Here is a 25,519-nt window from a genome sequence, read left to right on the forward strand (position 1 = left end):
TATAGCTCAGCTGGGAGAGCGCTTGCATGGCATGCAAGAGGTCCGCGGTTCGATCCCGCGTAGCTCCACCAAATTCTTGTTACAAGAAGCAAAAAGGCCACCGCATCGCGGTGGCTTTTTTGTTTTCTCCATCATTTATTTTCTCCATACGTCCGCGTCTTTCATTTGTAAATCCAATGACCTGAATGAAAAAGCCCGCGAGACTCGCGAGCTTTGCTTGCACTATCAGATACGCCAGTGGTTAACGGCGACGTCGCCAGGCCAGTGGCAACAGGGCCAGCAGGCCGAGTCCCAGTGCACCACCGCCTGAGGAAGTGTCCGGTTTGGTGGCATCGCTCTCCAGTCTCAGGTCGACGATGATGGGATCATGGTCGGAGGCACTGAAGGGGTTGTCAGACTTGAGCAGGGAGCCGGTGTACTGGCTGCCGTATTCGAACAGGGAGCTCTCGAAGGAGTTGATGTGCCAGTCGGCGACACCTGCCACCTTGCTGGCCAGCGCCGGGTTGGCGAGGGCGTAGTCCAGGGTGCCCAGCTCCCCGTCGTAGCTGTAGGAGATGGCTTTCTCCTTGTTGAATTTGACGTTGAGATCGATCAGGCCGTAGCTGCGAGTCACTTCGCGACCGAGCTGTTCATAGGACTGCTCACCGATAAAGGTGTGGGAGGCTGATACGATCTTCCGCTCGCTGGTGGCCGGGTTGTAGTCGGTCAGTACCCGGATCGGATCTTCCTTGGCGTAGGAGTTGAAGTCGCCCACCAGCAGCACCTGGCCCGGCAGTTTGCTGACCGCTTCACCCAGCACCTTGGCGGCAGAGACTCGGAACTCGGTGCACTTGCCCTGCAGATCGGCCGGTTCTGTCTTGCCATCGCCATTTTCGTAGCAGCCTGACCCCTTGGATTTGAGGTGGTTGACCACCAGCGTCAGCGGCTCCTTGCTCTTGGCGAGGGTGAAGGTCTGAACCAGCGAGTCGCGCTGACCGGCTGTCTTGGCCACACCACCAGTGGTGTAGCGCTGCTCCGGCAGCTTGATGACGCTGGCATCTCCGCTGGGGGTGAGCAGGGCAGGACGGTAGATCATCGCCACCATGATGGCGTCACCGCCGAAGAACTTGCCATCGGTAAGGGCAGTGACCGGCAGACGTACATAGGCGTAGTGTTTGCTCGCATCCTTCTGCTGTTCGTTGAGGCGGGTCACCAGATTGTGGAGGGCCGAGTTATCCTCGAAGCCGTTGTTCTCCATCTCCATCAGGCCGAGCAGATCGGCATCCATTGCTGTAATGGCATTGACGATCTTGGTGCGCTGTTTCTCGAACTCGGGCTGGCTCTTGGCACCCCGGTTGCAACCTTTGGTGCTGTCGGCATCTGCCTGATCCTTGCACAGGATATTAAGTGCACCGCCGATGCTGGAGTGACTGGTGAAGTAGTTGAGCACGTTGAAGCTGCCGATCCGCAGATCGCTGCCAGAGAGGTGAGCCGGTGCGTCTTGACGATCCTCTTCAGGGCTGCGCAGCAGGGCACCGGCAGTCAGGGTGACATCGCTCGGTACCACCAGACGGAAGGCATCCTTGTTGTAGACGATCACCCCTTCCAGCCCGGTCAGTTGATCACCGATACGCAGATAGCCCTGATCGGCATCCCAGCCCGAGAACCAGGGCAGTACGCCATCCGGCGCTTTGTAATCAGACTCGACCACCAGACGGTTGCTGCCATTTTTGGCTGCCAGAGCGACCGCTTCCGGACTGCTGGCAACATGGATCTGGGTCGGCTTGAGCAGCGGCGCCTTGTGTGAGAGTTCGACGTTGTTGCGATAAACCTTGTAGTCGAAACCGTAGTTGCGGGTCAGATGGAGATCGCTGCTGCTGTTGAGCCGTACCCGCATCCCTTCGTGGCGATTGAGCGCCTGTGCCAGCGTCTCTCCTTCATTGACCTGCAATATGCTGGTCGGCACATTCAGCCCTTGTGCTGTGACCTGCAGGCGGGCTTTGTTGGATTCGAAGGTAGGCTTGAGCTGGGTGCCGCCGTAATACTCCTCGACTTTGGCTTCGAGGCAGAGTTCTGCCCCCGGTTTGATGTCGGCATAGTTAGTCGCAAACTCCTTGTCGTTCAGATAGACAAAGATGCCATCGGAGGTCTCCGGATTACCATCACCCACCGGGTCGGTCAGATAGAAACCCTTGGTCAGACTTTGGCCCAGCGCCGTCACGATACCGCGAACATTGAAGGTCCCGGGGCTTATTTTGCCGGTTACATTACCGTTTTTGTCGGTCACCGTGTCGGTCGCGAACTGGCTACCTGAGCCTGTTCCCTGAATGGTCGGGATCGGGGTGAGTTGCGCCGGATCGGTGGGACAGACGAAGGCGGCATGGGCGCCGGGTGCAGCGAGGGCCAGCCCCACAGCCAGAGACAGTAGGGTGCGAGTACCTTTCATAAGTGTTCCTTTTTTATTTTTGCCAGTGTTTCCATAGCCTTGGTCGCTGACCAAGGGCGCGCATTGTCACATTTTCGGCATATCGTACCAGTGAGCCAACGCACATTACCGGGATACAAATGAGCGCAATTCGGCGTTTTTTGACTTGGCTAACACTCTGAAATTACTGATGAAAAACTTACCAATGGGCGTGGTGGGAAATGTGATCCCGCTGGCAACCACATATTTTTCTTCGAGAATGAAGATTGAGACACTGCGGGTTGATTCCTATACTCGACTTGTTCCTCACGGAACCCAGGTAAAGGGCAAACCGGTCGAAATGCCGGGACGCAAAACCTCCGGTCTGCCGATCAGACGATGATCCAGATAGCGGGGTTTCCCCGGGTGAAGAGGCTGTGTGCGGCGAGTCCATGGCCGGTAGTCTCCCGTCTTTCACGCAGGTTGCGTTTGTGCTTTGCCTTGGTCACCAATGCCAAGACAAAACAAGGAAGATAACAATATGCAACAGTTCCTGAGGCCCAGCCGGCTTGCCGTGCTGGTGGCCATCGCTGCCATGCCCGCCTGGGCGCAGGCAGCTTATCCCGCCTACAAGGCCGGTACTGCCTACAAAGCCGGTGATATCGTCAGCAATGCCGGCGCCCTCTATGAATGCAAAGAGTTCCCCTACTCGGGCTGGTGCGGGGCATCACCCTATCACTATGAACCCGGTGTCGGGGTGGTCTGGGCGGATGCCTGGAAGCTCTACGGCGGCGAAGTGCCGCCACCTGCGCTCGGTGTGGCCGTCAGCTCACCGGCTACCGGTGCCAGTTTCAACGAAGGGGCCAGCGTGGTGCTAGCGGTGACCCTGAGTGGCCCGGTCACTGCGCTGGTCAAGGTCGAATACCTTGTCGACGGCAAGCTGGTCGCCACGGCCAGCGCCTCGCCCTGGGGGGCCAGCTGGAGTGCTGCGGGCGTTGGGGCGCACGCCCTGAAAGCGCGGGCGCTGGATAAGGATGGCAAGGTTCTGAGCGAAGCTGATTCGAGCTTCAACGTTGCGGCCGTGGTAGCGCCAGAGGCGCCCAAGGTGAGCATCAGCAGCCCGGCCAGCGGTGCCAAGGTGACCCTGGGTCGCAGCGTGGCGGTGAGCGGCAACGTCACCGATGCCAACAACGATGTGGCCAAAGTCGAGCTGTTTGTCGATGGCAAGAGGGTAGGAGAAGACAATGCCGCCCCCTGGCAGGTGAACTGGACGCCGGATGCCAAAGGCAGTGCCGCCCTCAAGCTGGTCGCCACCGACAAGAGCAATCTGAGCGGCGAGTCGGCGGCGGTGACCGTCAATGTCGAGGAGGCCGCGCTGCCGCCCACCGGTGGCAACCTCTCTTGTGACATTCGCCAGATCTATCGTCCTGATGGCTACGAGTGCATGGGGGATGACCATGCCCGCCGGGTCATCGGCTACTTCACCTCTTGGCGCACCGGCAAGAATGGCCTGCCCGCCTATCTGGTGAGCGACATTCCGTGGAGCAAGATCACCCACATCAACTACGCCTTCGCGGCGGTGGACGAGCAGAGCCACACCATCAAGGTGGATGACTCGGCGACCAAGATGACCTGGGATGGCGTGCCGGGAGCCGAGATGGATCCGGAGTTCGCCTACAAGGGGCACTTCAACCTGCTGTCGAAGTTCAAGAAGCAGTATCCGGACGTGAAAACCCTGATCTCGGTCGGGGGCTGGGCCGATACGCGCGGCTTCTACACCGCCACCACCAAGGGCGACTGCTCGGTCAACACAGATGGCATCAATGCGCTTGCCACGTCTGCGGTGAGTTTTATCCGTCAGTACGGTTTTGACGGGGTCGATATCGACTACGAATACCCCACCTCCATGAAGGATGCGGGCAACCCCAACGACTTCCCGCTCTCCAACCAGTGCCGCAGCAAGCTGTTTGCCAACTACAAGGTGATGATGCAGACCCTGCGCAGCAAGCTGGATAGGGCGGGCAGCGAGGATGGCCGCAAGTACATGCTGACCATCGCCTCGCCAGCTTCCGCCTATCTGCTGCGCGGCATGGAGAACTTCCAGGTCACCCAGTATCTCGACTATGTCAACCTGATGACCTACGACTTCCACGGTGCCTGGAACCACTTTGTCGGCCACAACGCCGCCCTGTTTGACAACAAGGCTGACGCCGAGCTGGCGCAGTGGGGCGTTTACACCCAGAAAGAGTTTGGTGGCATCGGTTACCTCAACGCAGCCTGGTCTGCTCACTACTTCCGTGGTGCACTGGCGGCCGGCAAGATCAACGTGGGTGTGCCTTATTACACCCGTGGCTGGCAAGGGGTCAGCGGTGGCACTCACGGCCTGGCCGGCAAGGCAGCCCTGCCGAGTCAGAGTGATTGTCAGCCGGGTACCGGTGGCAGCACCATTCCGTGCGGCAACGGGGCGGTCGGCATCGACAACATCTGGCACGATCTGGACAAGAACGGCAAGGAGATCGGCGGTGGCGCCATCCCCATGTGGCATGCCAAGAACCTGGAACACGCAGCCGACTTGGGGATCACCACCATGCCGAGCTACGGTCAGGCCTGGGGTCTGGATCCCAACAACCCGGCGCACGTGATGCAGGGCAAGTATGTCCGCTACTACGACGACAAGGCCCATGCCCCCTGGTTGTGGAACGAGGAGAAGAAGGTGTTCCTCTCCACCGAGGATGAGGAGTCCATGGGTCACAAGCTGGACTACATCGTCAATCGTGGTCTGGGTGGTGTGATGTTCTGGGAGATGGCGGGTGACTATGCCTACGATCCGGTGAAAAAAGAGTACGGTATGGGGGATACCCTGACCACGCTCGCCTACGACAAGTTCGCCAAGGCGACCAAGTACAACACCAAGCAGAACGATCTGGCTGCGCCAACTGCCCAGCTCGACATCGCTGTGAGCCTCTCCGGCTTCAAGGAAGGGGATTCCAACTATCCGATCAACCCGACCCTGAAGCTCACCAACAACTCGACCCAGACCATTCCGGGCGGCACTCGCATCGAGTTTCTGGTACCCACCTCTACCTCCGACACCATCACTGACCAGAGCGGGGTGGGGCTGAAAGTGGTGGAGAGCGGTGGCAACCAGAACTCTGACGGGATTGCCAACGAGAAGGATTTCCACAAGGTGGCTCTGACGCTGCCGACCTGGAAAGCCTGGACGCCGGGCAGCGATGTGGAAGTGGCGATGACCTACTATCTGCCGGCAGCCGGTGTGCCGAGTGGCATCCGCATCATCAGCGGCAGCCAGACTGCGGGTCTCAAGGCCGAGTTCCCGACCCTGCCGGAGGCCGTACTGGGTTCGGGCGGTGGTGAGGGCGGTGCGACCTGCAGCAGCCAGAACATCAATCCGGCGGCCTACAAGGCTTACCCGACCTGGCCGCAAGGGGATCATGCCAACGCTGGCGATCGCATCACTCACAACAAGGTGGTGTGGCAGGCCAACTGGTGGACCAGCAGTGAACCCAAGGCCACCGATGGCAGCTGGAAGTCTGTATGTAGTTATTGATTTTGAAATCAATGAGATAAGTGAGGCTTCGGCCTCACTTTTTTTATCTGGGTGGTTGCTCTGGTTGAAAATGCGCCTGCCTTTCCTGGCTGGCTGCCTCTATACTAGAGTCGATTAATAATCAGATGGATATCAGCGTATGGCGAGTATATTGGATTCCGTTGATCAACGAACTCAACTGGTAGGGGAAAACCGCCTTGAGTTGTTGATGTTTCGTCTCGGCACCCGCCAGATGTTCGCCATCAACGTCTTCAAGGTGCGGGAAGTGGTCAAATTACCTCATCTCAGCAAGATGCCCGGCTCCCATCACAACATCAGCGGGGTGGCCAATATCCGTGGTACTTCTATTCCGGTGATCAACTTGCGCAGCGCTATCGGCATGCGCCCCATGCCCATCGACAGCGAGTCCAACCTCATCATCACCGAATACAACCGTACCATTCAGGGCTTTCTGGTGGGGCAGGTGGCCAATATCGTCAACATGACCTGGAAGGATATCCTGCCACCGCCGCGCTCTGCGGGGCGTGCCAACTACCTCACCGCCATCACCCGCATCCCGGAAGACGGGGTCGATCAGATCGTCGAGATCATCGACGTGGAGAAGGTGCTGGCGGAGATCATCACCTATGACATCCGCATCTCCGAAGAGGTGCTGGATCGGGAGATCCTGCCGGAAATGCATGGTCGCAAGGTGCTGATTGTCGATGACTCCAGTACAGCCCGTACCCAGGTGCGTGAGACCCTTGGTCAGCTGGGGCTGGAAGTGATCGAGTGCCAGGATGGCTTGCAGGCGCTGACCCTGCTCAAGGGATGGTGCGATGCAGGCAAGAAGGTGACCAACGAGATCCTGTTGATGATCACCGATGCCGAGATGCCCGAGATGGACGGCTACCGGCTGACCCACGAGGTGCGCAGTGATCCGCGCATGTCCGATCTCTTTATCACCCTCAATACCTCCCTGAGCGGCAACTTCAACGAAGCCATGGTCAAGAAGGTGGGCTGTGACCGCTTTATCTCCAAGTTCCAGCCTGACCTGCTGGTAGGCGTTGCGCAGGAGCGGCTGCGTCAGGTGCTGGGAACCTGACCGATACCAACCCGCTAGTCAGCCATACCAATGAGAAGCTCGGGAGATGCCATTCGCTGGTAACTCCCTTGCTCCGTTATTCCAATACTGCCAAATCCCCATTCTGGATGTTGAACGGTGAATATTTGTTCTGGCTGCTGATGATGGCGCCATCGTCGAATACCTGCACCACCTCGAACAGACCGTCGGCCGGGTTGCGCATCATGCGCGACTTGCCGTAAGGGTCGATGAAGTCGGCATTGTGCTGGATGCGAAACTGGTCGCCGAGCTTGACGCCGTTGCGCCGTCCCAGATTGATGTAGGGGCCGCGTTCGTTCTGGCCGACCACCCGGGCGGTGACCGGGGCGCAGGTAAGCTGGGCCACCAGATCCTGAGCGGCTTGCTGCAACTGGTAGTTGACCTCTTGGCCGTAGCTCGATTGCCAGAACTGGCCGCTGCTGCTGCCCACCTGATCCCGCTTGCCAAAGGTCCAGGTGGCGCGCCCTTCGTAGACCTTGCGGTTGATCAGGCTGCCGTTGATGCCGTCGAACAGGTAGAGCTGCATGCGAAAGTTGCGCACGGGATCCTCATACCAGCTGGTCAGCTGGTTGCCCTGTGGCTCGATGGAGAGATCATCGATGCTGCCGAGTACCAGATACTGGCTGTCGGTGCGCAGGCTAAGCGCCTTGATCTCTTCGAGGGCGCTGCGATCTCCCTGTTGCAGGTGGAGCGGATCAATGCGCAGGTTTTCATCCAGCCACTGGCGCACCGCGACCCCTTGCGGTGCGTTGGCGAGGGTTTCGAACAGCCGGCGCGAGAGATTTTCCGGCATGTCGTCCATGGCGCCATAGCTGGCCTGATCGGGGTAGCGCAGGCGTAGCCTGACCAATGTCAAATCCTTGGCGAAGTGCTGGGTCTGGCAGATCTGGCGCTCGGCCTGAATGTCGGCCACTAGCGTGATATACATGCGACCGTTGCGCACCTCTTCCCGCTTGAGCCGGTACTGGCGAATGTCGCCGCCGGAGCGGATCTGGATCTGCTCGGATCGCAGGCTGCCATTTTCCAGACGCTGGACGCTGGAAACGGCCGCGCCGCTAGCCAGCAGCGCCTGACGCAGGGCGTCGCGGGTCGCCTGCTCGCGGGCATAGACCTCATCGCCCCCCAGAATGGCGGCGCTGCCCTGCGCTTCGATAAGCTCGGCGCGGGCGCTCAGGCTGGCCAGCAGCAGGGTCAACAGCAGCGGTAATTTCATAACAGATACCTTGATTAGGCGACTCGTAGCCCCTTCTCTTGAAGAGGACATGGCGGGCCGACATGGATCACACCAGTTGTTCGATGACGTTTTTCTGACCATCCGCCAGAGATTGGCTCAACAGCGAAGCTTTCAGCAAGAATCATGCCTCATTCCCGGCTCAAGGTTTGTCCGGCGCGTCCGATAATAAGTCAGGTGCAGATACAGGAAAGGTATCCATGAACAAACTCATCACGGCGTTGGCGCTCGCCCTGGCATTGACCGGGTGCGGCTCCGACCCTATCAATCGGGATCTGGGTGACCCCCGCCAGGCGGCGCAGGGGATGGAGCTCAACTGGCTGGTGGCGCGTATGACCGATCAGCTGATGGAGCGCAAATCGCTGACCACCCTGACCGAGCCCATCGCGGTAGCCTCATTCGTCGATCTCGATACCCTGCAGGATACCAACTGGATGGGGCAGCAGATTGAGGAGAGCTTTATCTACGAGCTCAACCGCCGCGGCGAGGTGGTGGTGGACTTCAAGCTGACCGGTAGCATCAAGGTGACGCCACAGGGTGACTTTGTTTTGAGCCGCAACTACAAGGAGCTCTCTTCCCGCCTGCCCATCTCCCGCATTCTGGTCGGCACCTTCAGCCGCAACAACAAGGGGATCCTGGTCAACGCACGCATCATCGACATGCGTACCAAAATGGTGGAGACCACGGCTCAGAGCCTGATCCCGCAAAAATATCTGTTCGGTGCCAACAATTCGTTTGGTCGGGCATCGATCAATCGCGGTTATCTGATGCGTGACAGCCAGGCGCGGCCGGGCGGTCATCTGGTCAATCTGACCCCGTGAGGAGCGAGTCATGAAGATCCTGTTTGGTTGCCTGTTGGCACTCTTGCTCACCGGTTGCAGTGGTAACCGGGTCGTGGATTACACCCAGGGTGGCAAGCCCGATGATTTTCCGGTGCTCAAGGCGGTGGGGTATGCGGTGATCGACATCCAGCCCGGCCCTTCCCAGTCTGAGAAAATGTTGCAAGCCATTCGCGCTTCAAAGATGGATGCTTATCGCGAGCTGGCCGAGCAGCTCAATGGTCAGCAGGTCCGCGGCCAGAGCAGCTATCGTGACTTGACCCAGACCTCCAACTCGCTCGATGTGTCGGTAGCAGGCGTGGTGCGCGGTGCCCGGGTGGTGGCCTCTTATCCACGCGGCAACACCTATGCCACCGAGATGGAGCTCGATACCCGCGCCCTCTACAACATCAATCAGCTGATGGCTGGTCAGTTCTGAGTTATTGCCTGACCTGAAAACAGGCATCAACAAAAGGCGAGCAGGGTGCTCGCCTTTTGTTGTTGTGGACTGGTTAGCTCCCCATCAGCACCGGCGGCACTGCGGTGGGTTTCACATCCTCGCTCGGGTAGCAGCCAAGCACCTTGATATAGCGAGTGATTTTGGTCAGCTCCACCAGTGCTGCCTGCATCGCCGGGGTCTGCAGGTTGGCGGAGACATCCAGGTAGAACATCTCTTCCCACGGGTTGCCCTGCACCGGACGGGACTCCAGTTTGGTCATGTTTATCTCGTGGTTGCGCAGTACCAGCAGCGCTTCCACCAGCGAGCCCGGTTTCTGGGAGGTGGACATGATGAGGGTGGTCTTGGCCGGGATCTGCGGTGCCACGTCGATGGGCTTGCGCGCCACCACGATAAATCGACTGTAGTTCTCTTTCTGGTTGGCCAGCTGCTCGGCCAGCACGTCCAGGCCATAGAGCTCGCCACCAGCGGCGCTGCCGATGGCTGCCGCCTCTGGGCTCGCCAGCTCTTTGACCTTCATCATGGCGCTGGAGGAGGAGTCGCAGATCTCGTGACGGGCTCCTTCCAGCTTGCTCAGATAGTGGGAGCACTGCTGAAACACCTGCGGGTGGGCATAGAAGGTCTTGATGCGGCTTAACTCGGTCGGCACGGCGGTGAGAATGCAGTGCTCGATGGGGTAGGTGAGCTCACCAACGATGGAGAGGCTGGTATGCTGCATCACGTCATAGACTTCGTTGATGGAGCCCGAGCTGGTGTTCTCGATGGGTAGCACACCGAAGGCGGCGCGGCCTGACTCCACCGCATCCAGCACTTCGCGGAAGTTCTGGCAGTTCACCTCGATCACCTGATCCTTGTAGCGCGCCAGATATTTGCGGGCGGCGAGGCTGGAGTAGGAACCGCGTGGCCCCAGATAGGCGACGCTGGTCATCGGCTCTTGCTGCTCCGGGTTGAGCAGGCTCTGCAGATAGGCCTGCTGGGAGAGCACAGAGTCTTCGATGATGGTGTGATAGATACGGGTGATGTACTGGGCATCCAGCCCCAGCACGCGCCCTTTCTGGATCAGGGCGACCAGCAGCTCCTGCTCCCGCTGGTGATCACGGATGGGGCGCGGGTTGGCTTGCTTGGCACGGGCGACCTCGATGCTGAGGGTCTTGCGTTTTGCCAGCAGGGCAAGCAGCTCCTGATCCAACCGGGTGATGTCTTGTCTGATCTCGTCGAGCGTTGCCATGATTGTTCCCTATCCAAGTAATCGATTGATATTAATGCAAAAAAAAGCCTCCGCTAGGGGAGGCTCGATTCGTCTTTGCTTTCTGTTCACACGACGACAGGCCTTCCCTCAAGCGGGCCTGATAAACGAGAAAGCAAAGAAGAATGGTGCGTGCATAGGTGTGTCCTTGAAGTAACGTCATAACCATTAAGGGATTTGCCGCTGCGATGCAAGTAAAACTTGCCCGCAGGCTGGGATGGGGGCAGGGTATCCGGTTAAGAAAATGGCGTATAAGCGATGTTCTATTGACTCTGTTTTGATGATTGCAACCCAGTGGGGGAGGTAAAGACGATGGCGATTATTTTCGATCTGGGACGGGTGGTGGTGAGCTGGGATCCGGTAGGCATAGTGCGTTCGGTGCATGGCCCGCAAGGAGCCGAACAGTTGGCCGAGCAGCTCTTTAACCACCCGGACTGGCTAGAGGTAGACAGAGGCACCATGTCACTCCACACCATGGCCCGGGAAGCACAAGCGCGCACCGGCCTCTCGGTGGCGGAGAATCTGGCCATTTTACAGGCAGTTCCCGCCTCCCTGCAGCCAGATCCCGCTATGCTAACCCTGATAGCCGAGCTGCACGGAGCGGGCCATTCGCTCTATGCCCTCTCCAACATGGGGCATGCCAGCATCGACTGGCTGGAGCAGCACCAGGCTTTCTGGCGCTTTTTCAGTGGCAAGGTGGTCTCGGCGCGGGTGCGGATGATGAAGCCGGAGCCGGATATCTATCGCTATCTGCTGGTGTCGTTCGATCTCAAGCCGGCAGAGTGCATCTTCATTGATGACAGTCCCGCCAATATTGCGGCCGCCGAGGCCCTCGGCATCAGGGGGATCGTCTTTACCGACGTGGCGAGTTGCCGTCAGCAACTGGGTGAGTTGGGCTGTTTGCCTGTCACTGACAAGGGGTGATGCCCCTGTGGGAGCACTATGGAGCATGGCCGGTTTCGCAATTGGCTCAGTCACTATCCCGAGGCAACCCTGATTATCGCCTGCAAGGATGGCAGCGGTTATCAGCTCTGTATCGAGGCGGAAGGGGAGTATCTCTGTCTGACCGACAGCGAGGGGGAGCACCTGACCTTCACCTCACTGGATCAGGCGCAGGGTTTTTTGCGAGCCCATCGGGTACATCAGGCCAGATTGCGAGTGTATGACGCTCAAGATGTTGATTTTACGGATAAATCACGGGAAATAATCATCAAGTTTTAATTTTAACCTGACTCTGTAAGGGCCTATTCAGCTTGTTTCCCGCACAATAAGCCACCTGTTTATCATCCGGAGCTGTTTAATGGATGCCAATGTTGTTGTCTTGAATCAGGGATATGATCACTCTTTTCAAGCCAGGGAGCTGCAGCTGATTGAGCAACTGGCAAATTTTGACGAGCTGATAGTCTCTTTTTCGGGGCGGTTGGAGTCCTGTTACAGCATCGATCTGTGTCGTGCCAGCGGCGTCAAGATCCGCGCCATCACCCTCGATAATCCGACCCGCAGCCGCAGTGAGGTGGCTCGGGCCCGGCGTTATTGCCAGCGTTACGGTATCGACCACTGGATCATCAAGAGTGACGAGATCATCTTTTGCGATCGCCTGCCGAATATGGAGGGGTTGATCGATCCGGTTCGCCGCATTGGTGAGTATGTGCAGGCTCGTCCGGAATGGGCTCATCTGCCGTTGCTGGTCCCGGCCGCGGTGGAGGAGCGTGATGACTATCTTGCCCAGTTCGGCTCACTGCCTGCCAACACCATCTGGTTTTTTGCCGATAACGGGGTGATGAGCCGTGATTTTCGCTATGGCTTCAACAAGCGTCAGCTCGGTCGTTGGGGCAAAGGGAGCAACGGTTGTCTCAGCAATCGCTTCACCAATCCACGGCAGTTGAAGCAACGTTATCTACGAATGGTGGATCAGGCCGAACAGATGCTGGCCGACATGGGGCTGGATGAGGCGCAGGTCTTTTTCCATACCCTGTGCGACTGCTCTACCACCCTGGCCCGGGTGCGTCTGCCCGAGCATCAGCGTGCTCAGGCCTTTGATATGCAATCGGATATTCTCTCTGCCCTCAAGAGGACCGAGTTCGATCTGGTGACTCTGGATATGGCGCACAAAGAGCGGCACGATCTCGCCATCTAGCCCGTGGGCAAGCGACGCCGGAGCCGGAACGTGAGTGCTGTCATAGGCAAGGAGGGGGGCGACTGTTTATACTGTCGCCCTTTCACCCGTTACCGAGTGTTCATGCCATGAAAGCTTTCTCCCGTTTGCTGGTTGCTCTCTGTCTCTCGCCCGTGTTGGCGCAGGCAGCTCCTGTTACCCAGGTGACCCTGCCTGATGGTCGGCAGGTTCAGCTCAACGATGACTTTACCTGGGAGTATCTGGTGGTCAAACCGGCCGAACCCGTGCAGGGTATAGCTGCTGATGGGAAAGCGGGGGCCGTGGTGGCGGTTGCCGCCCCGGTACTGACCGAGCAGGCCAAGGCCAACCCCGAATTGCTGTCACAAGCGGCACGCGACGGTGTGGTGGTCAAGCTGGACAAGCTCGAGGGATCGGATCCGTTGGCGCTGACCTTTATGGTGAGCAATACCGGCAGCCGCAATGTGGTCGGGGTGCGCGGCATGGTGACTCTGTTCAGTGCTGACGGTGTGCAGTTGGTGCGTCAGGAGGCCCGTTTCTGGGTCGCCGAGAATCGCTTGCCGGAGACCTACCTGCGCAAGGGGCAAGCCCGTCCGTCGCTGGCCCTCGAGATCCCCCGTCCTGCCGGATTGACCGGGCAGCCCTTGGTCAGGGTCGAAATTGATGAGGTGGTCTTCCGCTGATTTGGTGTTGTCCGGCCCATGCAAACCGCTTGGGCCGGCAATTTGTTACCCCTGACATCTCGGGAAATATCTGCTTACATCTGACATGGTTTTGCAACAGCTTGCCACTCGGCAAGCCGGGATGCTGACCGCACAATGACTCCATACCAGCTCGCTAGCAACGGGCCCAATCACATGGAGTTATCATCATGAAAAAAGCAACTGTATCTCTTCTGGTTCTGGCCGGTTTCGCCTCTACTTCCGCTCTGGCACAGGATGCCTTCAGCTACGCAAAGGGCGGTTTGACCTGGGCCCACACCAAGTCTGATTACCTGAGCCAAGACAGCGCTGCATTTCCCCGTGATGCTGCCAGCAAAGGTACCCGTGATTTTGGCGGTCTGAGCCTGGATCTCTCCAAGAGCTTTGGTTCCAACTTCTACGGTCGTGCCGGAACCGAATTCACCTCCCGCAACGACGGCAACGACAGCATGTCCATCTCCAGCCTGGGTGTCGGTGTCTTTACCCCGCTGAGCACTGGCCTCAATCTCTATGGTGAGACCGGTTTGATGGGCTACAAGCTCGAGCGTGAAATGCTCAAGAATAACAATGGGTGGGACGAAGTGGCGCGCAAGAGCAGCGGCAGCATGTATGGTGAAGTGGGTCTGCGCTACGACATCGGCAATGTCGAGCTTTCCACCGCTTACCGTTACGCCAACATGACCGACGATATGCATGACTTCAAGGTAGGCGGTGCTTACAAGCTCAACCAGAACTGGGCGCTGACTGCCGACTACACCTATCGCAGCTGGGATCTGCAGAAAGGCTCCATCTCCAGCCTGGGTGTGAAATACAGTTTCTAATCCCCCTTCCAGTAGTCCGTAGTGTCTTGATTTTTACCCATGGCGTTCGCCATGGGTTTTTTCGTTTTCCAGTGATCTCTTTTTTCTCCTTGTGTCGTATCAGTCGGCGATAGTTATACAACTTCCATTTTTTTGTATAACTGCTATAACTGAATCAAGGTTTATACAAGGAGTGCCATCATGTACAAGATTAAAGTCGGTATCAGTGCTTGCCTGCTGGGACAAGAGGTGCGTTTCGACGGGGGCCACAAGCGCTCCAGCTTCTGCGAACGGGATCTTGGCGCTCACTTTGACTATCACCCCGTCTGTCCCGAGATGGCTATCGGTCTGGGGGCGCCTCGCGCCGCCATCCGGCTGGTCAAGCGCAACGGCGAGATCCGTGCCGAAGCGAGCAATGGTAGCTTCGATGTCACTGAAAAGCTGATTGCGTTCAGCGAGCAGAAGGCACGCCAGCTCGACTTCATCTCCGGCTATATCCTCTGTGCCAAATCACCCAGCTGCGGTATGGAGCGGGTCAAGGTCTATGGCGCCAACAATGAGGGGAGCGCCAAGGAGGGGATCGGCCTCTTTGCCAAGGCGTTGATGGAGGCCAACCCCCTGTTGCCGGTGGAAGAGGATGGCCGGCTCTGTGATCCCATCCTGCGGGAGAATTTCGTGCTGCGGGTCTTCGCTTACCACGACTGGCAGCAGCTCTGTGCGCGTGGTATCACCGCCTCTGCGCTGATCCGCTTCCACTCCCGCTACAAGTATCTGGTGCTCTCCCACGCCACCACCCACTACAGGGCGCTCGGCAAGCTGCTCGGCAATCTGGGCAAGTCCACCAATTTGCAGGAGGTGGCCGACAACTACATCAAGGGATTGATGACCGCGCTGACCCTGCGGGCCAACCGTCGCAGCCACACCAATGTGCTGATGCACCTGCAGGGCTACTTCAAGCGGGTGCTGACCCCGGCCCAGAAGCAGGAGCTGGCCGATACCATCGACAAGTACCGCACCGGCATCTTCCCCTTGCTGGTGCCGCTCACCTTGATCCGCCACTACCTGCGCGAGTACCCCAATCCCTATCTCGCCGAGCAGGTTTATCTCAATCCGCACCCCGATACGCTCAAATTGCGTTACGGGCTCTGAATCCGTTCTGTTGCCCCGGCGCATGGTTTGCATCGGGGCGCTTTACACCTCTGTTTGATGGACGTTGTCATGTCTGATTTATCGCAAGAAGTTGCTCCTCTGGCTGATGAGGGGATCTACCCCATTCGCGAGGTCTCCCGTCTCACCGGCGTCAACGCCGTGACCCTGCGTGCCTGGCAGCGCCGCTATGGTCTGGTGCAACCGGCCCGCACCGAAAAGGGCCACCGCCTCTACAGCGAGCAGGATATCCGCCAAATCGGCGAGATCCTGAGCTGGCTGGAGCGGGGTGTGAGTATCGGGCAGGTGAAGGGGCTCTTGAGTGAACCCCATTCCGAGCCAGTGAGCGATCACTGGCAGCAGACCCTGGAGCAGTTCAGTCAGGCACTGCTTGCCTTCAATCAGCGCAAGGCGGAGGCCGAGCTCAGCGATCTGTTGGCTAGCTATCCGTTCGAACTGGTGCGCAGCCGGATACTGCAACCGCTTGTGGAGCGGCTGCTGGGGTTGTGGCGCGAGCGGCCGGATGGCGAGTTGCTGCAACAGGTGTGGCTGGGCTGGCTCCATACCCGCTTCGCCCGCCACCTGATCGAGCAGGAGAAGGGCGTGCCGATTACGCTGGCGAGCTGGGGACAGGTTGGCCCCCTCGATCTGGTGTGGGCTGCTTACGAGCTGATCGGTCAGGGTTATGAGGTGCAACTGCTGGGGGCGGTGGAGCCCCGCCATGCCAGCCTGCTTGAGGGACGTGCTGCCACCCCTTGGTTGGTGCTGCTGGGGGCAGGGCTCGGTAAGCAGGAGCTGGCTACCGGCTGGCCCGCCGGCACGCGCCTGTTTGGTGAGCTGGGGCGCCTCTACGACGATGAGTGGCTTAAAGCCCATGGCTGGCAGGCGAGCCTTGCCGAGCTGATGGCGGATGCCCCAGATGCTGCTGGCACCAGCGGACGCGGGAGGAAAGAATCATGAAACTGGTCTGGTTTCGCAATGATCTTCGCCTTGCCGACAACCCCGCGCTGCGGCATGCCTGCGCTGGTGATGAGCCGGTCGCCGCCCTCTTTATCATCTCCCCCACCCAGTGGCAGCAGCACAAAATGGCCCCCATCCGTCAGCGCTTTATGTTGGCGCAGGTGAATGAATTGGGCCGCGAGCTGGCGGCGCTCGGCATCCCGCTTCATCTGCTGCGAGTGGAGACCTTTGCCGAGGTGCCAGCAGCGCTGGCAGATCTTTGCCGCGAGCTGGGCGTAACCCAGCTCTACGCCAATCAAGCCATCGAGATCGATGAGCTGCGTCGTGACCACACCGTCACTGCCGCACTGGCAGAGCAGGCGGTGAGCTGTCACTGGTTCAACGGCTGCTGCGTGTTGCCGCCGGGGCGTGTGCTGACCGGGTCAGGGGAGATGTTCAAAGTCTTCACCCCCTTCAGCCGTGCCTGGCTCAAGGCTCTCGACGAGGATGGTTTTGTCATTCATCGGGCGCCGACACCGCGTGGCGAGCCGTTGCCGTGGCAGCCGCTGGCCGAACGTGCGTGGGTTGATGAGGCTCTCGGCGAGCTGACGGCGGATCCCCGCTGGCCAGTGGGGGAGGCAGAAGCTCTGCGCCGTTTGAACATTTTTCTGGAGCGTGCCGTGGTTGACTATGGCGAACAGCGTGATTTTCCAGCCATCGCGGGCACGTCCGTGCTCTCCCCCTATCTGGCTGCGGGCATCATCAGCCCGCGCCAGTGTGTGGCGGCGCTCCAGCAGCGCCTTGGCTACCGGCCCCAGTCCAAGGCCCAGCCCGGCTTTGTCTGGCTCAATGAGCTCATCTGGCGCGAGTTCTATCGCCACCTGCTGCTGCTGATCCCGACTCTCTCCATGAATCGCCCCTTCAAACCAGAGACGGCAGCCTTGCCGTGGAGCTGGGATCCGGATGCCTTCGCCGCCTGGTGCGAGGGGCGCACTGGCTACCCCATCGTCGATGCTGCGATGCGCTGTCTCAACACCACCGGCTGGATGCACAACCGGTTGCGGATGATAGTGGCGAGTTTTCTTACCAAGGATCTCCATATCCACTGGCGGCTCGGGGAGGATTACTTCATGAGTAGACTGATCGACGGGGATCTGGCAGCCAACAACGGTGGCTGGCAGTGGGCGGCGGGCACCGGTGCCGATGCGGCACCCTACTTTCGGGTTTTCAACCCCACCACTCAGGGGCAACGATTTGATCCACAAGGGGAGTTTATCCGTACTTGGGTAACTGAACTGGCCGATATTCCCGCCGCTTACGTGCATCAGCCCCACGACTGGCTACGGCTCAAGAGGCGGCAGGATTATCCGGCCCCCATGGTGGATCACGCCATTGCCCGGGTGAGAGCCATCGAGATGTTTCGCTCTCTGGAGAAATAGGATGAACGAGCCGCTGGCCCGCTTTATTGGCCTCTATCAACAACTGGACAAACAGCAGTTGCACCGCTTGCCCGAGGTCTATGCCGAACAGGTGGTCTTTATCGATCCGGCTCACCGTATCGAGGGGCTGGCGGCCCTTGGCGACTATTTTGCCGCCCTCTATCAGCGTCTCGCCTACTGCCGTTTCGTCATCACCAGTCAGCAGCAGCAGGGGCCACAGGCCTGGCTCGGCTGGACCATGACCTTCTCTCACCCCAGATTGCGTGGTGGTGAGCCGGTGACGGTGGAGGGGGCCACCCGCCTCGAATTCGACGAGGCGGGCAAGGTGTGCCAGCACAGGGACTATTTTGACCTGGGCGCCATGCTCTACGAGCAGTTGCCGTTGCTCGGGCCAGTGGTTCGCACCATCAAGATGAGGCTTGGCGCATGAGCGGCCGAGTGCTTATCACAGGCGCGACCTCCGGCATAGGTCGCCAGTTGGCGCTGGATTACCGGCGCGCCGGCTGGCAGGTGTGGGGTTGTGGCCGCGATGGCGAACGGCTGCAGGCGCTGGGGCTGGATGGCGTGACGCCGCTGCAGTTCGATGCCCGGGATCTGGCCGCAATGAGCGGGGTGGCTGCTACGCTGCCATCCCTCGATCTGCTGATCCTCAACGCAGGCAACTGCGAGTACATGGATGTGGCGGAGGGGTTTGACAGCGCGCTGTTTGCCCGAGTGATTGAGACCAATCTGACCGCCACCAGCCATGCGCTGGCCGCCTTCTTGCCGTTGCTCGGGGCTGGGTCACGGCTGGCCATCGTTAGCTCGTCGGTGAGCTGGCTGCCGCTGCCTCGGGCCGAGGCCTATGGCGCCTCCAAGGCTGCCCTCGACTATCTGGCGAATACCTTGCGCCTCGATCTGGCCAGCAAAGGGATCGGGGTGACCCTGATCCGCCCCGGCTTTGTCCAGACGCCGCTCACCGCCAAAAATGATTTTCCCATGCCCTGTCTGGTGACGGTGGAGCATGCCTCTCGCGCCATCATGGACGGGCTGACCGCTGGTCGTCACCAGATCCACTTTCCCCGCCGTTTCATCTGGTTGCTGCGCCTGCTTGGTGCGCTGCCGGTGGGGCTCTGGCTGCGCCTTGGCCGCGCACTCGTATCGAAAGGAAGCCATTCATGAAGAAAAAGATCGCCATCGTCGGTTCAGGGATCTCGGGGCTCACCGCCGGTTTTCTGCTCCACAAACTCCATGACATAACCCTGTTCGAGGCGGCGCCGACCCTGGGCGGCCACACAGCGACCGTCGATGTGAATCAGGCTGGCCGCAGCTATGCCATCGACACCGGCTTTATCGTCTTCAACGATCGCACCTACCCCAACTTCTTGAAGTTGCTGGCGCGGATCGGCATGGCGCGCCAACCGGCCGAGATGAGCTTCTCGGTGAAGAGCCCGGAGGGGCTGGAGTATAACGGCCACAACCTCGACACCCTGTTTGCCCAGCGCAGCAATCTGTTGAGCCCGCGCTTCTACGGCTTCGTTGCCGAGATCCTGCGTTTCAACCGGGAGGCGCGGGCCTGGCTGGCGGATGGTCAGCATCAGGGGGCTGGCCCCGAGCTGACTCTGGGGGATTTTTTGCTGGCGGGGGAGTTTAGCGACTACTTCGCCCGCCACTACATCTTGCCGATGGGCGCGGCGATCTGGTCATCGACCCTGGCCGATATGCGCGCCTTCCCCCTTGGCTTCTTCCTGCGCTTTTTTGCCAACCATGGCCTGCTCGATGTGGCCAATCGTCCCCAGTGGTATGTGATCCCGGGCGGCTCGCGGGAATATATCGGCCCCCTTACCGCGGGTTGGCAGTCGCAGATCCGCCTCGCCTGTCCGGTGCAGAGCGTACGGCGGGACGCGGATGGCGTGGTGATCCAGAGCAGTTACGGCGAGGAGCGGTTTGACGAGGTGATCTTCGCCTGCCACAGCGATCAGGCGCTGGCGCTGCTGGCAGATCCCGGCGAGCGGGAGCAGGCTATTCTCGGCGACATGCCCTATCAGGCCAACGATGTCTGGCTCCATACCGATGCCCGCTGCCTGCCCACCCGCCGCAAGGCATGGGCCAGCTGGAACTATCAGCTCGATGGCAACGACGAGGCGCGGCCGCTGGTGAGCTACAACATGAACATCCTGCAGGGGGTGAACTCGCCGGAGCCCTTCTGCGTCAGCCTCAATCCCAAGGGCAAGGTGGATGAGAGCAAGGTGCTGCGCCGCTTTGTCTATCACCATCCGGTGTTCAATCAGGCCTCCATCGCCGCCCAGCAGCGCCGCGCGGAGATCTGCGGCCAGCAGCACACCCACTTCTGTGGCGCCTACTGGTACAACGGCTTCCACGAGGATGGGGTACGCAGCGCGCTGGACGTCGCCAGGCGCTTCGGGGCCGAGCTATGAACGGCGCCACAGTGGCCACCGAACATGAGCGTGCCGACGAACTGGCTGGCGTCACCAGCGCCATCTGGCAGGGCTCGGTACGCCACCGCCGTTTTGCGCCGCGGGCTCACGCCTTCTCCTACAGCCTCTTTATGCTGGGGCTGGATCTCGACGAGCTGCCGCAGCTCGATCAGGGGCGCTGGTTCGGGGTTGAGCGAGCTGGGCTGCTCTCGTTTCACCGCGACGACTATCTCAAAGGCAGCGAGGGGTGCCTCAAGCAGGCGGTGTGGCATAAGGTGAGCGAGCTGGGTGGCGATGCCGACCCCGAGGGGCGGGTACTGCTGCTCGGCAACGTGCGCTGTCTGGGATTCTACTTCAGCCCGGTCAACTTCTACTTCTGCTACCGGCAGGGCGAGGCGCGCTATCTGCTGGCAGAGGTGTCGAACACCCCCTGGAACGAGCGTCACTACTACCTGCTGGATCTGGCGGCGCTGGCACCCCATGACAAGGATTTTCACGTCTCCCCCTTTATGGGGCTGGCGATGCGTTATCACTGGCGGATCAGGCCGCCCGTGCAGGAGACCCTGATCCATATCGAGAGTCATCCCGTATCCGGTGAAGCCAAGCTGTTTGACGCAACCCTGGCGCTCACTCGCGAACCCTTGTCGCGCAAGGGGCTGGTGGCCCTGCTGGCCCGCTGGCCATGGATGACCATGAAGGTGCTGCTCGGGATCTACTGGCAGGCCCTGCGTCTATTTATCAAACGAACCCCGATTTTTACCCATCCGGAGAGCCGCTAATGGAACTTGCTCAATCAACCCTCTCTGCCTCTTTCATCGACAAGGGGGCAAGACAACTGCTGCTCAATCTGCTGGGTCGCCTCGAACATGGCCAGCTGCTGCTGCGGGATGGCGGTGAGCGCCACAGCTTTGGCGTCGCGGGTACCGATCTGCATGCCGAACTGGTGGTGCAGGATCCGACCTTCTATCGTCGCCTGTTGCTGGGGGGCAGCATTGCCGCCGGAGAAACCTGGGTGGAGGGACTCTGGACCAGCCCGGATCCGGTGGCGCTGGTGCGGCTGCTGGCCCGCAATCTGACCCTGCTCGACTCCCTCGAACGGCGCCTCGGCTGGCTCAGCTTCCCCTTCAACAAGGTGCGCCACTGGCTCAACCGCAATACCCTGACCGGTTCGCGCTCCAACATCGCCGCCCACTACGATCTCGGCAATACCCTCTATCAGGGCTTTCTCGACAGCCATATGCAGTACTCGAGCGCCATCTACCCGAGCGCCGAGGCCACTTTGGAAGAGGGTCAGCAAGCTAAGTTGCGCACCATCTGCGAGCGGCTGGAGCTGGGGCCTGACGATCATCTGCTGGAGATCGGTACCGGCTGGGGTGGCCTCGCTGTCTATGCCGCCCGCCACTATGGCTGCCGGGTGACCACCACGACTATCTCCCGGGCCCAGCATGACTATGCCAAGGAGTGGATTGCGCGGGAGGGGCTGGGGGATCGCATCACCTTGCTGCTGGAGGATTACCGCAAGCTGGAGGGGACGTATGACAAGCTGGTCTCCATCGAGATGATAGAGGCGGTGGGCCACGCCTTCCTGCCCGACTATTTCCGCCAGCTGTCGCGGCTGCTCAAACCCGGTGGCCGTCTGCTCATTCAGGCCATCACCATCGCCGATCAGCGCCACGCCCAGTATCTGCGCGGGGTCGATTTTATCCAGCGTTACATCTTCCCCGGTGGCTGCCTGCCCAGCGTCTCCCAGATGGCGGGGTTGCTGGCGCGGGAGACCGACATGCAACTGGTACGGTTGCACGATCACGGCCATCACTATGCCCGCACCCTGGCTCACTGGTGCGATCGCTTTCTGGCGCTGGCGCCCGAGCTGCCCAAGCTCGGTTACAGCCAGGATTTCATCCGGCTGTGGCACTTCTACTTTGCCTATTGCGAGGGGGGATTCTGGGAGCGCAGTATCAGTCTGGTGCAACTGGAGGCCGCCAAGCCGGGGCCCGCTGGCTGGTCGGGTGATGTGCCAGTAAGCGGTCATTGACCATGTGGCAGTGGGCTCACCTGCTGGGGTTCAACCTCTACTGGTTGCTGGCGGTGAAGTGGCAGCAGCCGAGCCCGCTGCTGGCAATGTTGCTGCTGCACTTTCTCTTCTCACCCAGCCGCCAGCGTGACTGGCGGCTGCTTCCCATCGCGGTTGCCGGCTGTCTGCTGGATGCTCTGCTCTGGCAGCTCGGCCTGTTCCGTTTCCCGTCCGGTTTTCCCCTCTGGCTGGTGCTGCTCTGGCTCGGTTTTGCCCTGACGCTGGCCCACGGTATGCGCTGGCTGCTGCGCTTGCCTCGCTGGCAGCAGGCGCTGTTTGGCATAGTTGGCGGTGCTTCCTCCTATGTGGCGGGGGCTGCCATGGGGGCAGTAAACTTACCCTGGGGCATCTGGATCAGTACGGCGCTGCTGGCAGTGATCTGGATGTGGTGGTTACCCGTACTCCTGTGGGTAATGGTCAAGCTGGAGGGTGAGTCATGACAAACACCTTTTCGACCGACTCGTTGCTTTTTTCCAAATGGACCAAAGAGAGCCAGCATGAGCTGACTGATCGCTTCTATCTGGTGGTTGCCTGCCAGCGGGATGCGCAGGGGCAGCTGGTGCAGGTGGTGATGCAGGATATCAACACCCTGCAGGAACAGGAGATGGACTGGCATGAACTGGAAGACCCCAACCACTGGCATATGGGGTGGAATTAACCCGCGACTGCTGGCGTTTGCGCTCTTTGCTGCAACCGCGGTGCAGGCTTCTGCCGCCCCCTGGCAGCAGTTGCGCCCGGTCGGGCAGGGGGAGATGAACTGGCTATGGTTCAAGCTCTACGATGCCACCCTCTACAGCGTGAGCGGGCGCTATCAGCCCGGTCACTATCCACAGGCTCTGACTCTCACCTATGCCAGACCCATCGAGCGGGAAGATCTGCTGAGCGCCACCGCCGCCGAGTGGCAGCGGCTAGGTCTTGGCACTGACGCCGAGCGTCAGCGCTGGCTCGGCCAGCTCGCTGCACTCTGGCCTGATGTGCAGGCGGGCGACAAGCTCACCTTTTATGTCGACAAGGGCGGTGCAGGCCACTTCTGGTGGCAGGAAAAACCCCTCGGCACTCTGGCCGATCCACATTTTTCGGCCGCTTTTCTCGCCATCTGGCTGGCTGACAATAGCCGCGATCCTGCCCTGACCCGCCGCCTGCGTGGCCAACCCTGAACATGGAGCTCCTGATGTCTTTCTATCGTGCATATCGCTGGTTACTGTTGATCCCTTTTTTGTTGCTGAGCGGCTGTGGTGCCAGTCTCGATGACTATCGGGGGCAGGGGCCAAACTGGGATCTCGCCCGTTTCTTCAACGGCAAGCTGGTGGCTCACGGCCTGGTGACCGACCGCAGCGGCGAAGTGACCAGTCGCTTTCGGGTGGAGATGGTGGGGCGCTGGCAGAACGGTAAGGGAGAGCTGTTCGAGCAGTTCTACTTTGACGATGGCCGCCAGCAGACCCGAACCTGGTATCTGAGCAAGGGGGCTGATGGTCACTGGCGCGGTACCGCTTCCGATGTGGTGGGAGAGGCGGTAGGTAAAAGCCAAGGGTTTGCCCTCAACTGGCGTTATCAGCTCGATCTGGCGCTGCCGGATGGCGAGGTGGTGCGGGTGAGCTTCGATGACTGGATGTATCTGCTGGATGAGGAGCGACTGATCAATCGCGCCGCTATCAGCAAGTTCGGCATCCATTTGGGGGAGGTGATCCTCTATATCGAGCGAAAATTATGACCGGCCTACACTGCATGAAAGCCAATAAAAAAGCGCGCCACCAGCGCGCTTTTGTTTATCGAGAAATCAGGGTCATCAGATGATGCGGTTCTCTTCCAGCATCTTGCGACGGGCCTCTTCCTTGGCCATCTTCTTCTTGCGATTGTCGCAGGGTTCCGGGCAATCGCACTCTTTCTCGATGCCAACGCTCCCCAGACCGCCACAGGAGCCGGAGATGGATTTTTTCTGGAAGATATAGCCGATAGCCATGGCGGCTATCACCAGCATGAATACCCCGAAGGTGATCAGAAAAACCTGCATCTATCCTCCCTATTTCCTGACCAGATACTGTTTGAACGCATCGGAGTAGGCCTCTTCAAAGCCGTTGTCCGTCTTGGTGATCACGAAGATCGCCAGACCACGCTCTTTGGCATAGGCCAGGCTCTTTTCCGGTCCCATGACCATGAATACGGTCGCCAGCCCGTCTGCGGTCATGCAGGAGGGATGGATCACGGTGACCGACACCATGCGGTGCTGGATCGGCTTGCCGGTGCGTGGATCTATGGTGTGGGAGAAGCGCTGGCCATCCATCTCATAGTAGTTACGATATTCACCCGAGGTGGCCACCCCGTTGTCACCCGGAACGATCACCTCCTGCACCGAACCGGCATTGGCGGTTGGCTTCTCGATGGCAACGCGCCAGGGGTGTCCCTTGCCGTTGACGCCATTGATCCGCAGCTCGCCGCCGATCTCTACCAGATAGTTGCGCGCACCCAGAGACTCCAGATACTCGGCTACCTTGTCGACACCAAAGCCCTTGGCAATGGCGGATAGATCAACGTAGAGGTCGGGAATATCCTTTTGCAGGGTATCGGCATCGACCGAAGTGATGATGTGCAGGTTGCCCAGGCCGGTCTTCTGACGGGTCTGGGTGATCAGCTCCTCCGATGGTATTTTGGTCGGTCGCTTGTCCGGACCGAAGCCCCACAGATTGACCAAGGGGCCGACGGTGACGTCAAGCGCCCCCTGGCTCTCACGGCCAATATGAATGGCTTCTGTTATGACCCGAGCCGTGTCCCGAGATACCACTACCGGTGTCGAACTGTGGTGCTGGTTGAAGCGCGACAGTTCGGAATCGGGACGATAGGTGGACATCTGATCGTTGACTCGCTCCAGCAGTACGTCGACCTCGGCCTGAAACTTGGCCGCATCGCTGATGACGTTGTCCGCCACCTTGATGGAGTAGTAAGTGCCCATGGTGCTGCCGGTGATATGGATCTCCGGCTTCGACTGGACCGTGCTTTCCTGACCGCACCCTGTCAAGAAAAAGGCTAGCCCGAAGGCTAGCCAGGTTTTTACAACGCTGTTCATGGA

26 protein-coding genes, 1 riboswitch and 1 other annotated feature are annotated in these 25,519 nt (G+C 59.7%); of the genes, 21 read left to right on the forward strand and 5 right to left on the reverse strand.

What is annotated here, in order from left to right:
• Positions 1 to 241: 241 nt before the first annotated feature.
• On the reverse strand, positions 242 to 2,425 hold the full coding sequence (locus G5149_RS13990; RefSeq protein ID WP_421212688.1) for an ExeM/NucH family extracellular endonuclease: 2,184 nt from the start codon (positions 2,423 to 2,425) through the stop codon (positions 242 to 244).
• A gap of 294 nt (positions 2,426 to 2,719) precedes the next feature.
• Positions 2,720 to 2,808, forward strand: a riboswitch (cyclic di-GMP riboswitch).
• A 116-nt stretch (positions 2,809 to 2,924) separates the two neighbouring features.
• On the opposite strand from G5149_RS13990, the gene G5149_RS13995 reads away from it, so the two are divergent.
• The gene (locus tag G5149_RS13995; RefSeq protein ID WP_337073766.1) at positions 2,925 to 5,951 is read left to right on the forward strand and encodes a glycosyl hydrolase family 18 protein; all 3,027 of its coding nucleotides are present in this window, start codon (positions 2,925 to 2,927) and stop codon (positions 5,949 to 5,951) included.
• Between the two features lie 139 nt (positions 5,952 to 6,090).
• Complete coding sequence (locus tag G5149_RS14000) at positions 6,091 to 7,035, forward strand: chemotaxis protein CheV (RefSeq protein ID WP_216979357.1); 945 nt, start codon at positions 6,091 to 6,093, stop codon at positions 7,033 to 7,035.
• Between the two features lie 76 nt (positions 7,036 to 7,111).
• On the opposite strand, the gene G5149_RS14005 is transcribed toward G5149_RS14000, so the two are convergent.
• The gene (locus tag G5149_RS14005) at positions 7,112 to 8,266 is read right to left on the reverse strand and encodes a flagellar assembly protein FlgT (protein ID WP_005343626.1); all 1,155 of its coding nucleotides are present in this window, start codon (positions 8,264 to 8,266) and stop codon (positions 7,112 to 7,114) included.
• A 218-nt stretch (positions 8,267 to 8,484) separates the two neighbouring features.
• On the opposite strand from G5149_RS14005, the gene G5149_RS14010 reads away from it, so the two are divergent.
• Both G5149_RS14010 and G5149_RS14015 read left to right on the forward strand, forming a co-directional pair.
• Positions 8,485 to 9,105 carry a FlgO family outer membrane protein gene (locus G5149_RS14010; RefSeq protein WP_421212691.1) on the forward strand — a complete coding sequence of 207 codons (621 nt, stop codon included), beginning with the start codon at positions 8,485 to 8,487 and terminating at the stop codon, positions 9,103 to 9,105.
• A gap of 10 nt (positions 9,106 to 9,115) precedes the next feature.
• Positions 9,116 to 9,541: an LPP20 family lipoprotein gene (locus G5149_RS14015; protein WP_005338717.1), complete on the forward strand. Its 426-nt coding sequence runs from the start codon at positions 9,116 to 9,118 to the stop codon at positions 9,539 to 9,541.
• Positions 9,542 to 9,614: 73 nt separating this feature from the next.
• Here G5149_RS14015 and pheA read toward each other — a convergent pair whose 3' ends face one another.
• The gene (gene pheA, locus G5149_RS14020) at positions 9,615 to 10,787 is read right to left on the reverse strand and encodes a prephenate dehydratase (protein ID WP_021230338.1); all 1,173 of its coding nucleotides are present in this window, start codon (positions 10,785 to 10,787) and stop codon (positions 9,615 to 9,617) included.
• A 38-nt stretch (positions 10,788 to 10,825) separates the two neighbouring features.
• Positions 10,826 to 10,947 (reverse strand) — a sequence feature (Phe leader region).
• Between the two features lie 170 nt (positions 10,948 to 11,117).
• On the opposite strand from pheA, the gene G5149_RS14025 reads away from it, so the two are divergent.
• From G5149_RS14025 to G5149_RS14105, 17 genes are all read left to right on the forward strand, one after another.
• A complete protein-coding gene (locus tag G5149_RS14025; RefSeq protein ID WP_421212693.1) occupies positions 11,118 to 11,729 on the forward strand; it encodes an HAD family hydrolase in 612 nt (203 codons plus the stop codon).
• Positions 11,730 to 11,747: 18 nt separating this feature from the next.
• Complete coding sequence (locus tag G5149_RS14030) at positions 11,748 to 12,026, forward strand: DUF6482 family protein (RefSeq protein WP_421212695.1); 279 nt, start codon at positions 11,748 to 11,750, stop codon at positions 12,024 to 12,026.
• Between the two features lie 79 nt (positions 12,027 to 12,105).
• Entirely contained in the window at positions 12,106 to 12,942 is an 837-nt protein-coding gene (locus G5149_RS14035; protein WP_319919339.1) for a hypothetical protein, read from the forward strand.
• Between the two features lie 107 nt (positions 12,943 to 13,049).
• Positions 13,050 to 13,622, forward strand: a complete 573-nt coding sequence (locus G5149_RS14040; protein WP_337073770.1) for a DUF3157 family protein — start codon at positions 13,050 to 13,052, stop codon at positions 13,620 to 13,622.
• A gap of 188 nt (positions 13,623 to 13,810) precedes the next feature.
• The gene (locus tag G5149_RS14045) at positions 13,811 to 14,461 is read left to right on the forward strand and encodes an outer membrane beta-barrel protein (protein WP_319919341.1); all 651 of its coding nucleotides are present in this window, start codon (positions 13,811 to 13,813) and stop codon (positions 14,459 to 14,461) included.
• Positions 14,462 to 14,641: 180 nt separating this feature from the next.
• Positions 14,642 to 15,589, forward strand: a complete 948-nt coding sequence (locus G5149_RS14050) for a YbgA family protein (RefSeq protein ID WP_005343644.1) — start codon at positions 14,642 to 14,644, stop codon at positions 15,587 to 15,589.
• A gap of 69 nt (positions 15,590 to 15,658) precedes the next feature.
• On the forward strand, positions 15,659 to 16,546 hold the full coding sequence (locus G5149_RS14055) for a MerR family transcriptional regulator (protein ID WP_216979350.1): 888 nt from the start codon (positions 15,659 to 15,661) through the stop codon (positions 16,544 to 16,546).
• Complete coding sequence (phrB, locus tag G5149_RS14060) at positions 16,543 to 17,964, forward strand: deoxyribodipyrimidine photo-lyase (RefSeq protein WP_216979349.1); 1,422 nt, start codon at positions 16,543 to 16,545, stop codon at positions 17,962 to 17,964. The genes G5149_RS14055 and phrB overlap by 4 nt, the downstream gene beginning before the upstream one ends.
• 1 nt (position 17,965) lies before the next feature.
• Complete coding sequence (locus G5149_RS14065) at positions 17,966 to 18,394, forward strand: nuclear transport factor 2 family protein (protein ID WP_139410959.1); 429 nt, start codon at positions 17,966 to 17,968, stop codon at positions 18,392 to 18,394.
• On the forward strand, positions 18,391 to 19,125 hold the full coding sequence (locus G5149_RS14070; protein ID WP_216979348.1) for an SDR family NAD(P)-dependent oxidoreductase: 735 nt from the start codon (positions 18,391 to 18,393) through the stop codon (positions 19,123 to 19,125). The genes G5149_RS14065 and G5149_RS14070 overlap by 4 nt, the downstream gene beginning before the upstream one ends.
• Entirely contained in the window at positions 19,122 to 20,381 is a 1,260-nt protein-coding gene (locus tag G5149_RS14075; protein ID WP_107682467.1) for an NAD(P)/FAD-dependent oxidoreductase, read from the forward strand. The genes G5149_RS14070 and G5149_RS14075 overlap by 4 nt, the downstream gene beginning before the upstream one ends.
• Positions 20,378 to 21,160: a DUF1365 domain-containing protein gene (locus G5149_RS14080; RefSeq protein WP_216979347.1), complete on the forward strand. Its 783-nt coding sequence runs from the start codon at positions 20,378 to 20,380 to the stop codon at positions 21,158 to 21,160. Before G5149_RS14075 ends, G5149_RS14080 begins: the two co-directional genes overlap by 4 nt.
• Complete coding sequence (locus tag G5149_RS14085) at positions 21,160 to 22,416, forward strand: SAM-dependent methyltransferase (RefSeq protein WP_144714836.1); 1,257 nt, start codon at positions 21,160 to 21,162, stop codon at positions 22,414 to 22,416. The genes G5149_RS14080 and G5149_RS14085 overlap by 1 nt, the downstream gene beginning before the upstream one ends.
• Before the next feature lie 2 nt (positions 22,417 to 22,418).
• On the forward strand, positions 22,419 to 22,895 hold the full coding sequence (locus tag G5149_RS14090; RefSeq protein ID WP_337073771.1) for a DUF2878 domain-containing protein: 477 nt from the start codon (positions 22,419 to 22,421) through the stop codon (positions 22,893 to 22,895).
• Positions 22,892 to 23,113, forward strand: a complete 222-nt coding sequence (locus G5149_RS14095) for a TIGR02450 family Trp-rich protein (protein WP_005338671.1) — start codon at positions 22,892 to 22,894, stop codon at positions 23,111 to 23,113. The genes G5149_RS14090 and G5149_RS14095 overlap by 4 nt, the downstream gene beginning before the upstream one ends.
• Positions 23,070 to 23,612, forward strand: a complete 543-nt coding sequence (locus G5149_RS14100; RefSeq protein WP_216979345.1) for a chalcone isomerase family protein — start codon at positions 23,070 to 23,072, stop codon at positions 23,610 to 23,612. The genes G5149_RS14095 and G5149_RS14100 overlap by 44 nt, the downstream gene beginning before the upstream one ends.
• Before the next feature lie 14 nt (positions 23,613 to 23,626).
• Positions 23,627 to 24,166 (forward strand): DUF3833 domain-containing protein, encoded by a 540-nt coding sequence (locus tag G5149_RS14105; RefSeq protein WP_337073772.1) that lies wholly within the window; start codon positions 23,627 to 23,629, stop codon positions 24,164 to 24,166.
• A gap of 75 nt (positions 24,167 to 24,241) precedes the next feature.
• Here G5149_RS14105 and nqrM read toward each other — a convergent pair whose 3' ends face one another.
• A complete protein-coding gene (gene nqrM / locus G5149_RS14110; protein WP_216951909.1) occupies positions 24,242 to 24,466 on the reverse strand; it encodes a (Na+)-NQR maturation NqrM in 225 nt (74 codons plus the stop codon).
• 9 nt (positions 24,467 to 24,475) lie between these two features.
• A complete protein-coding gene (locus G5149_RS14115; RefSeq protein ID WP_337073773.1) occupies positions 24,476 to 25,516 on the reverse strand; it encodes an FAD:protein FMN transferase in 1,041 nt (346 codons plus the stop codon).
• Positions 25,517 to 25,519 lie beyond the last annotated feature (3 nt).

Origin of the sequence: Aeromonas sp. 600479 (genome assembly GCF_049175515.1) — a bacterium.
GTDB classification, from domain to species: Bacteria; Pseudomonadota; Gammaproteobacteria; order Enterobacterales; family Aeromonadaceae; genus Aeromonas; species Aeromonas veronii_A.

Bases quoted from the DNA above. Each gene is read 5' to 3' on its own strand.
- pheA (WP_021230338.1), bottom strand. From the start codon at position 10,787: ATGGCAACGCTCGACGAGATCAGACAAGACATCACCCGGTTGGATCAG.
- G5149_RS14015 (WP_005338717.1), top strand. From the start codon at position 9,116: ATGAAGATCCTGTTTGGTTGCCTGTTGGCACTCTTGCTCACCGGTTGC.
- phrB (WP_216979349.1), top strand. From the start codon at position 16,543: ATGAAACTGGTCTGGTTTCGCAATGATCTTCGCCTTGCCGACAACCCC.
- G5149_RS14030 (WP_421212695.1), top strand. From the start codon at position 11,748: ATGGAGCATGGCCGGTTTCGCAATTGGCTCAGTCACTATCCCGAGGCA.
- G5149_RS14005 (WP_005343626.1), bottom strand. From the start codon at position 8,266: ATGAAATTACCGCTGCTGTTGACCCTGCTGCTGGCCAGCCTGAGCGCC.
- G5149_RS14075 (WP_107682467.1), top strand. From the start codon at position 19,122: ATGAAGAAAAAGATCGCCATCGTCGGTTCAGGGATCTCGGGGCTCACC.
- G5149_RS14025 (WP_421212693.1), top strand. From the start codon at position 11,118: ATGGCGATTATTTTCGATCTGGGACGGGTGGTGGTGAGCTGGGATCCG.
- G5149_RS14040 (WP_337073770.1), top strand. From the start codon at position 13,050: ATGAAAGCTTTCTCCCGTTTGCTGGTTGCTCTCTGTCTCTCGCCCGTG.
- G5149_RS14070 (WP_216979348.1), top strand. From the start codon at position 18,391: ATGAGCGGCCGAGTGCTTATCACAGGCGCGACCTCCGGCATAGGTCGC.
- G5149_RS13990 (WP_421212688.1), bottom strand. From the start codon at position 2,425: ATGAAAGGTACTCGCACCCTACTGTCTCTGGCTGTGGGGCTGGCCCTC.
- G5149_RS14050 (WP_005343644.1), top strand. From the start codon at position 14,642: ATGTACAAGATTAAAGTCGGTATCAGTGCTTGCCTGCTGGGACAAGAG.
- G5149_RS14000 (WP_216979357.1), top strand. From the start codon at position 6,091: ATGGCGAGTATATTGGATTCCGTTGATCAACGAACTCAACTGGTAGGG.
- G5149_RS14100 (WP_216979345.1), top strand. From the start codon at position 23,070: ATGAACTGGAAGACCCCAACCACTGGCATATGGGGTGGAATTAACCCG.
- G5149_RS14010 (WP_421212691.1), top strand. From the start codon at position 8,485: ATGAACAAACTCATCACGGCGTTGGCGCTCGCCCTGGCATTGACCGGG.
- G5149_RS14115 (WP_337073773.1), bottom strand. From the start codon at position 25,516: ATGAACAGCGTTGTAAAAACCTGGCTAGCCTTCGGGCTAGCCTTTTTC.
- G5149_RS13995 (WP_337073766.1), top strand. From the start codon at position 2,925: ATGCAACAGTTCCTGAGGCCCAGCCGGCTTGCCGTGCTGGTGGCCATC.
- G5149_RS14035 (WP_319919339.1), top strand. From the start codon at position 12,106: ATGGATGCCAATGTTGTTGTCTTGAATCAGGGATATGATCACTCTTTT.
- G5149_RS14045 (WP_319919341.1), top strand. From the start codon at position 13,811: ATGAAAAAAGCAACTGTATCTCTTCTGGTTCTGGCCGGTTTCGCCTCT.
- nqrM (WP_216951909.1), bottom strand. From the start codon at position 24,466: ATGCAGGTTTTTCTGATCACCTTCGGGGTATTCATGCTGGTGATAGCC.
- G5149_RS14095 (WP_005338671.1), top strand. From the start codon at position 22,892: ATGACAAACACCTTTTCGACCGACTCGTTGCTTTTTTCCAAATGGACC.
- G5149_RS14080 (WP_216979347.1), top strand. From the start codon at position 20,378: ATGAACGGCGCCACAGTGGCCACCGAACATGAGCGTGCCGACGAACTG.
- G5149_RS14090 (WP_337073771.1), top strand. From the start codon at position 22,419: ATGTGGCAGTGGGCTCACCTGCTGGGGTTCAACCTCTACTGGTTGCTG.
- G5149_RS14085 (WP_144714836.1), top strand. From the start codon at position 21,160: ATGGAACTTGCTCAATCAACCCTCTCTGCCTCTTTCATCGACAAGGGG.
- G5149_RS14065 (WP_139410959.1), top strand. From the start codon at position 17,966: ATGAACGAGCCGCTGGCCCGCTTTATTGGCCTCTATCAACAACTGGAC.
- G5149_RS14055 (WP_216979350.1), top strand. From the start codon at position 15,659: ATGTCTGATTTATCGCAAGAAGTTGCTCCTCTGGCTGATGAGGGGATC.
- G5149_RS14105 (WP_337073772.1), top strand. From the start codon at position 23,627: ATGTCTTTCTATCGTGCATATCGCTGGTTACTGTTGATCCCTTTTTTG.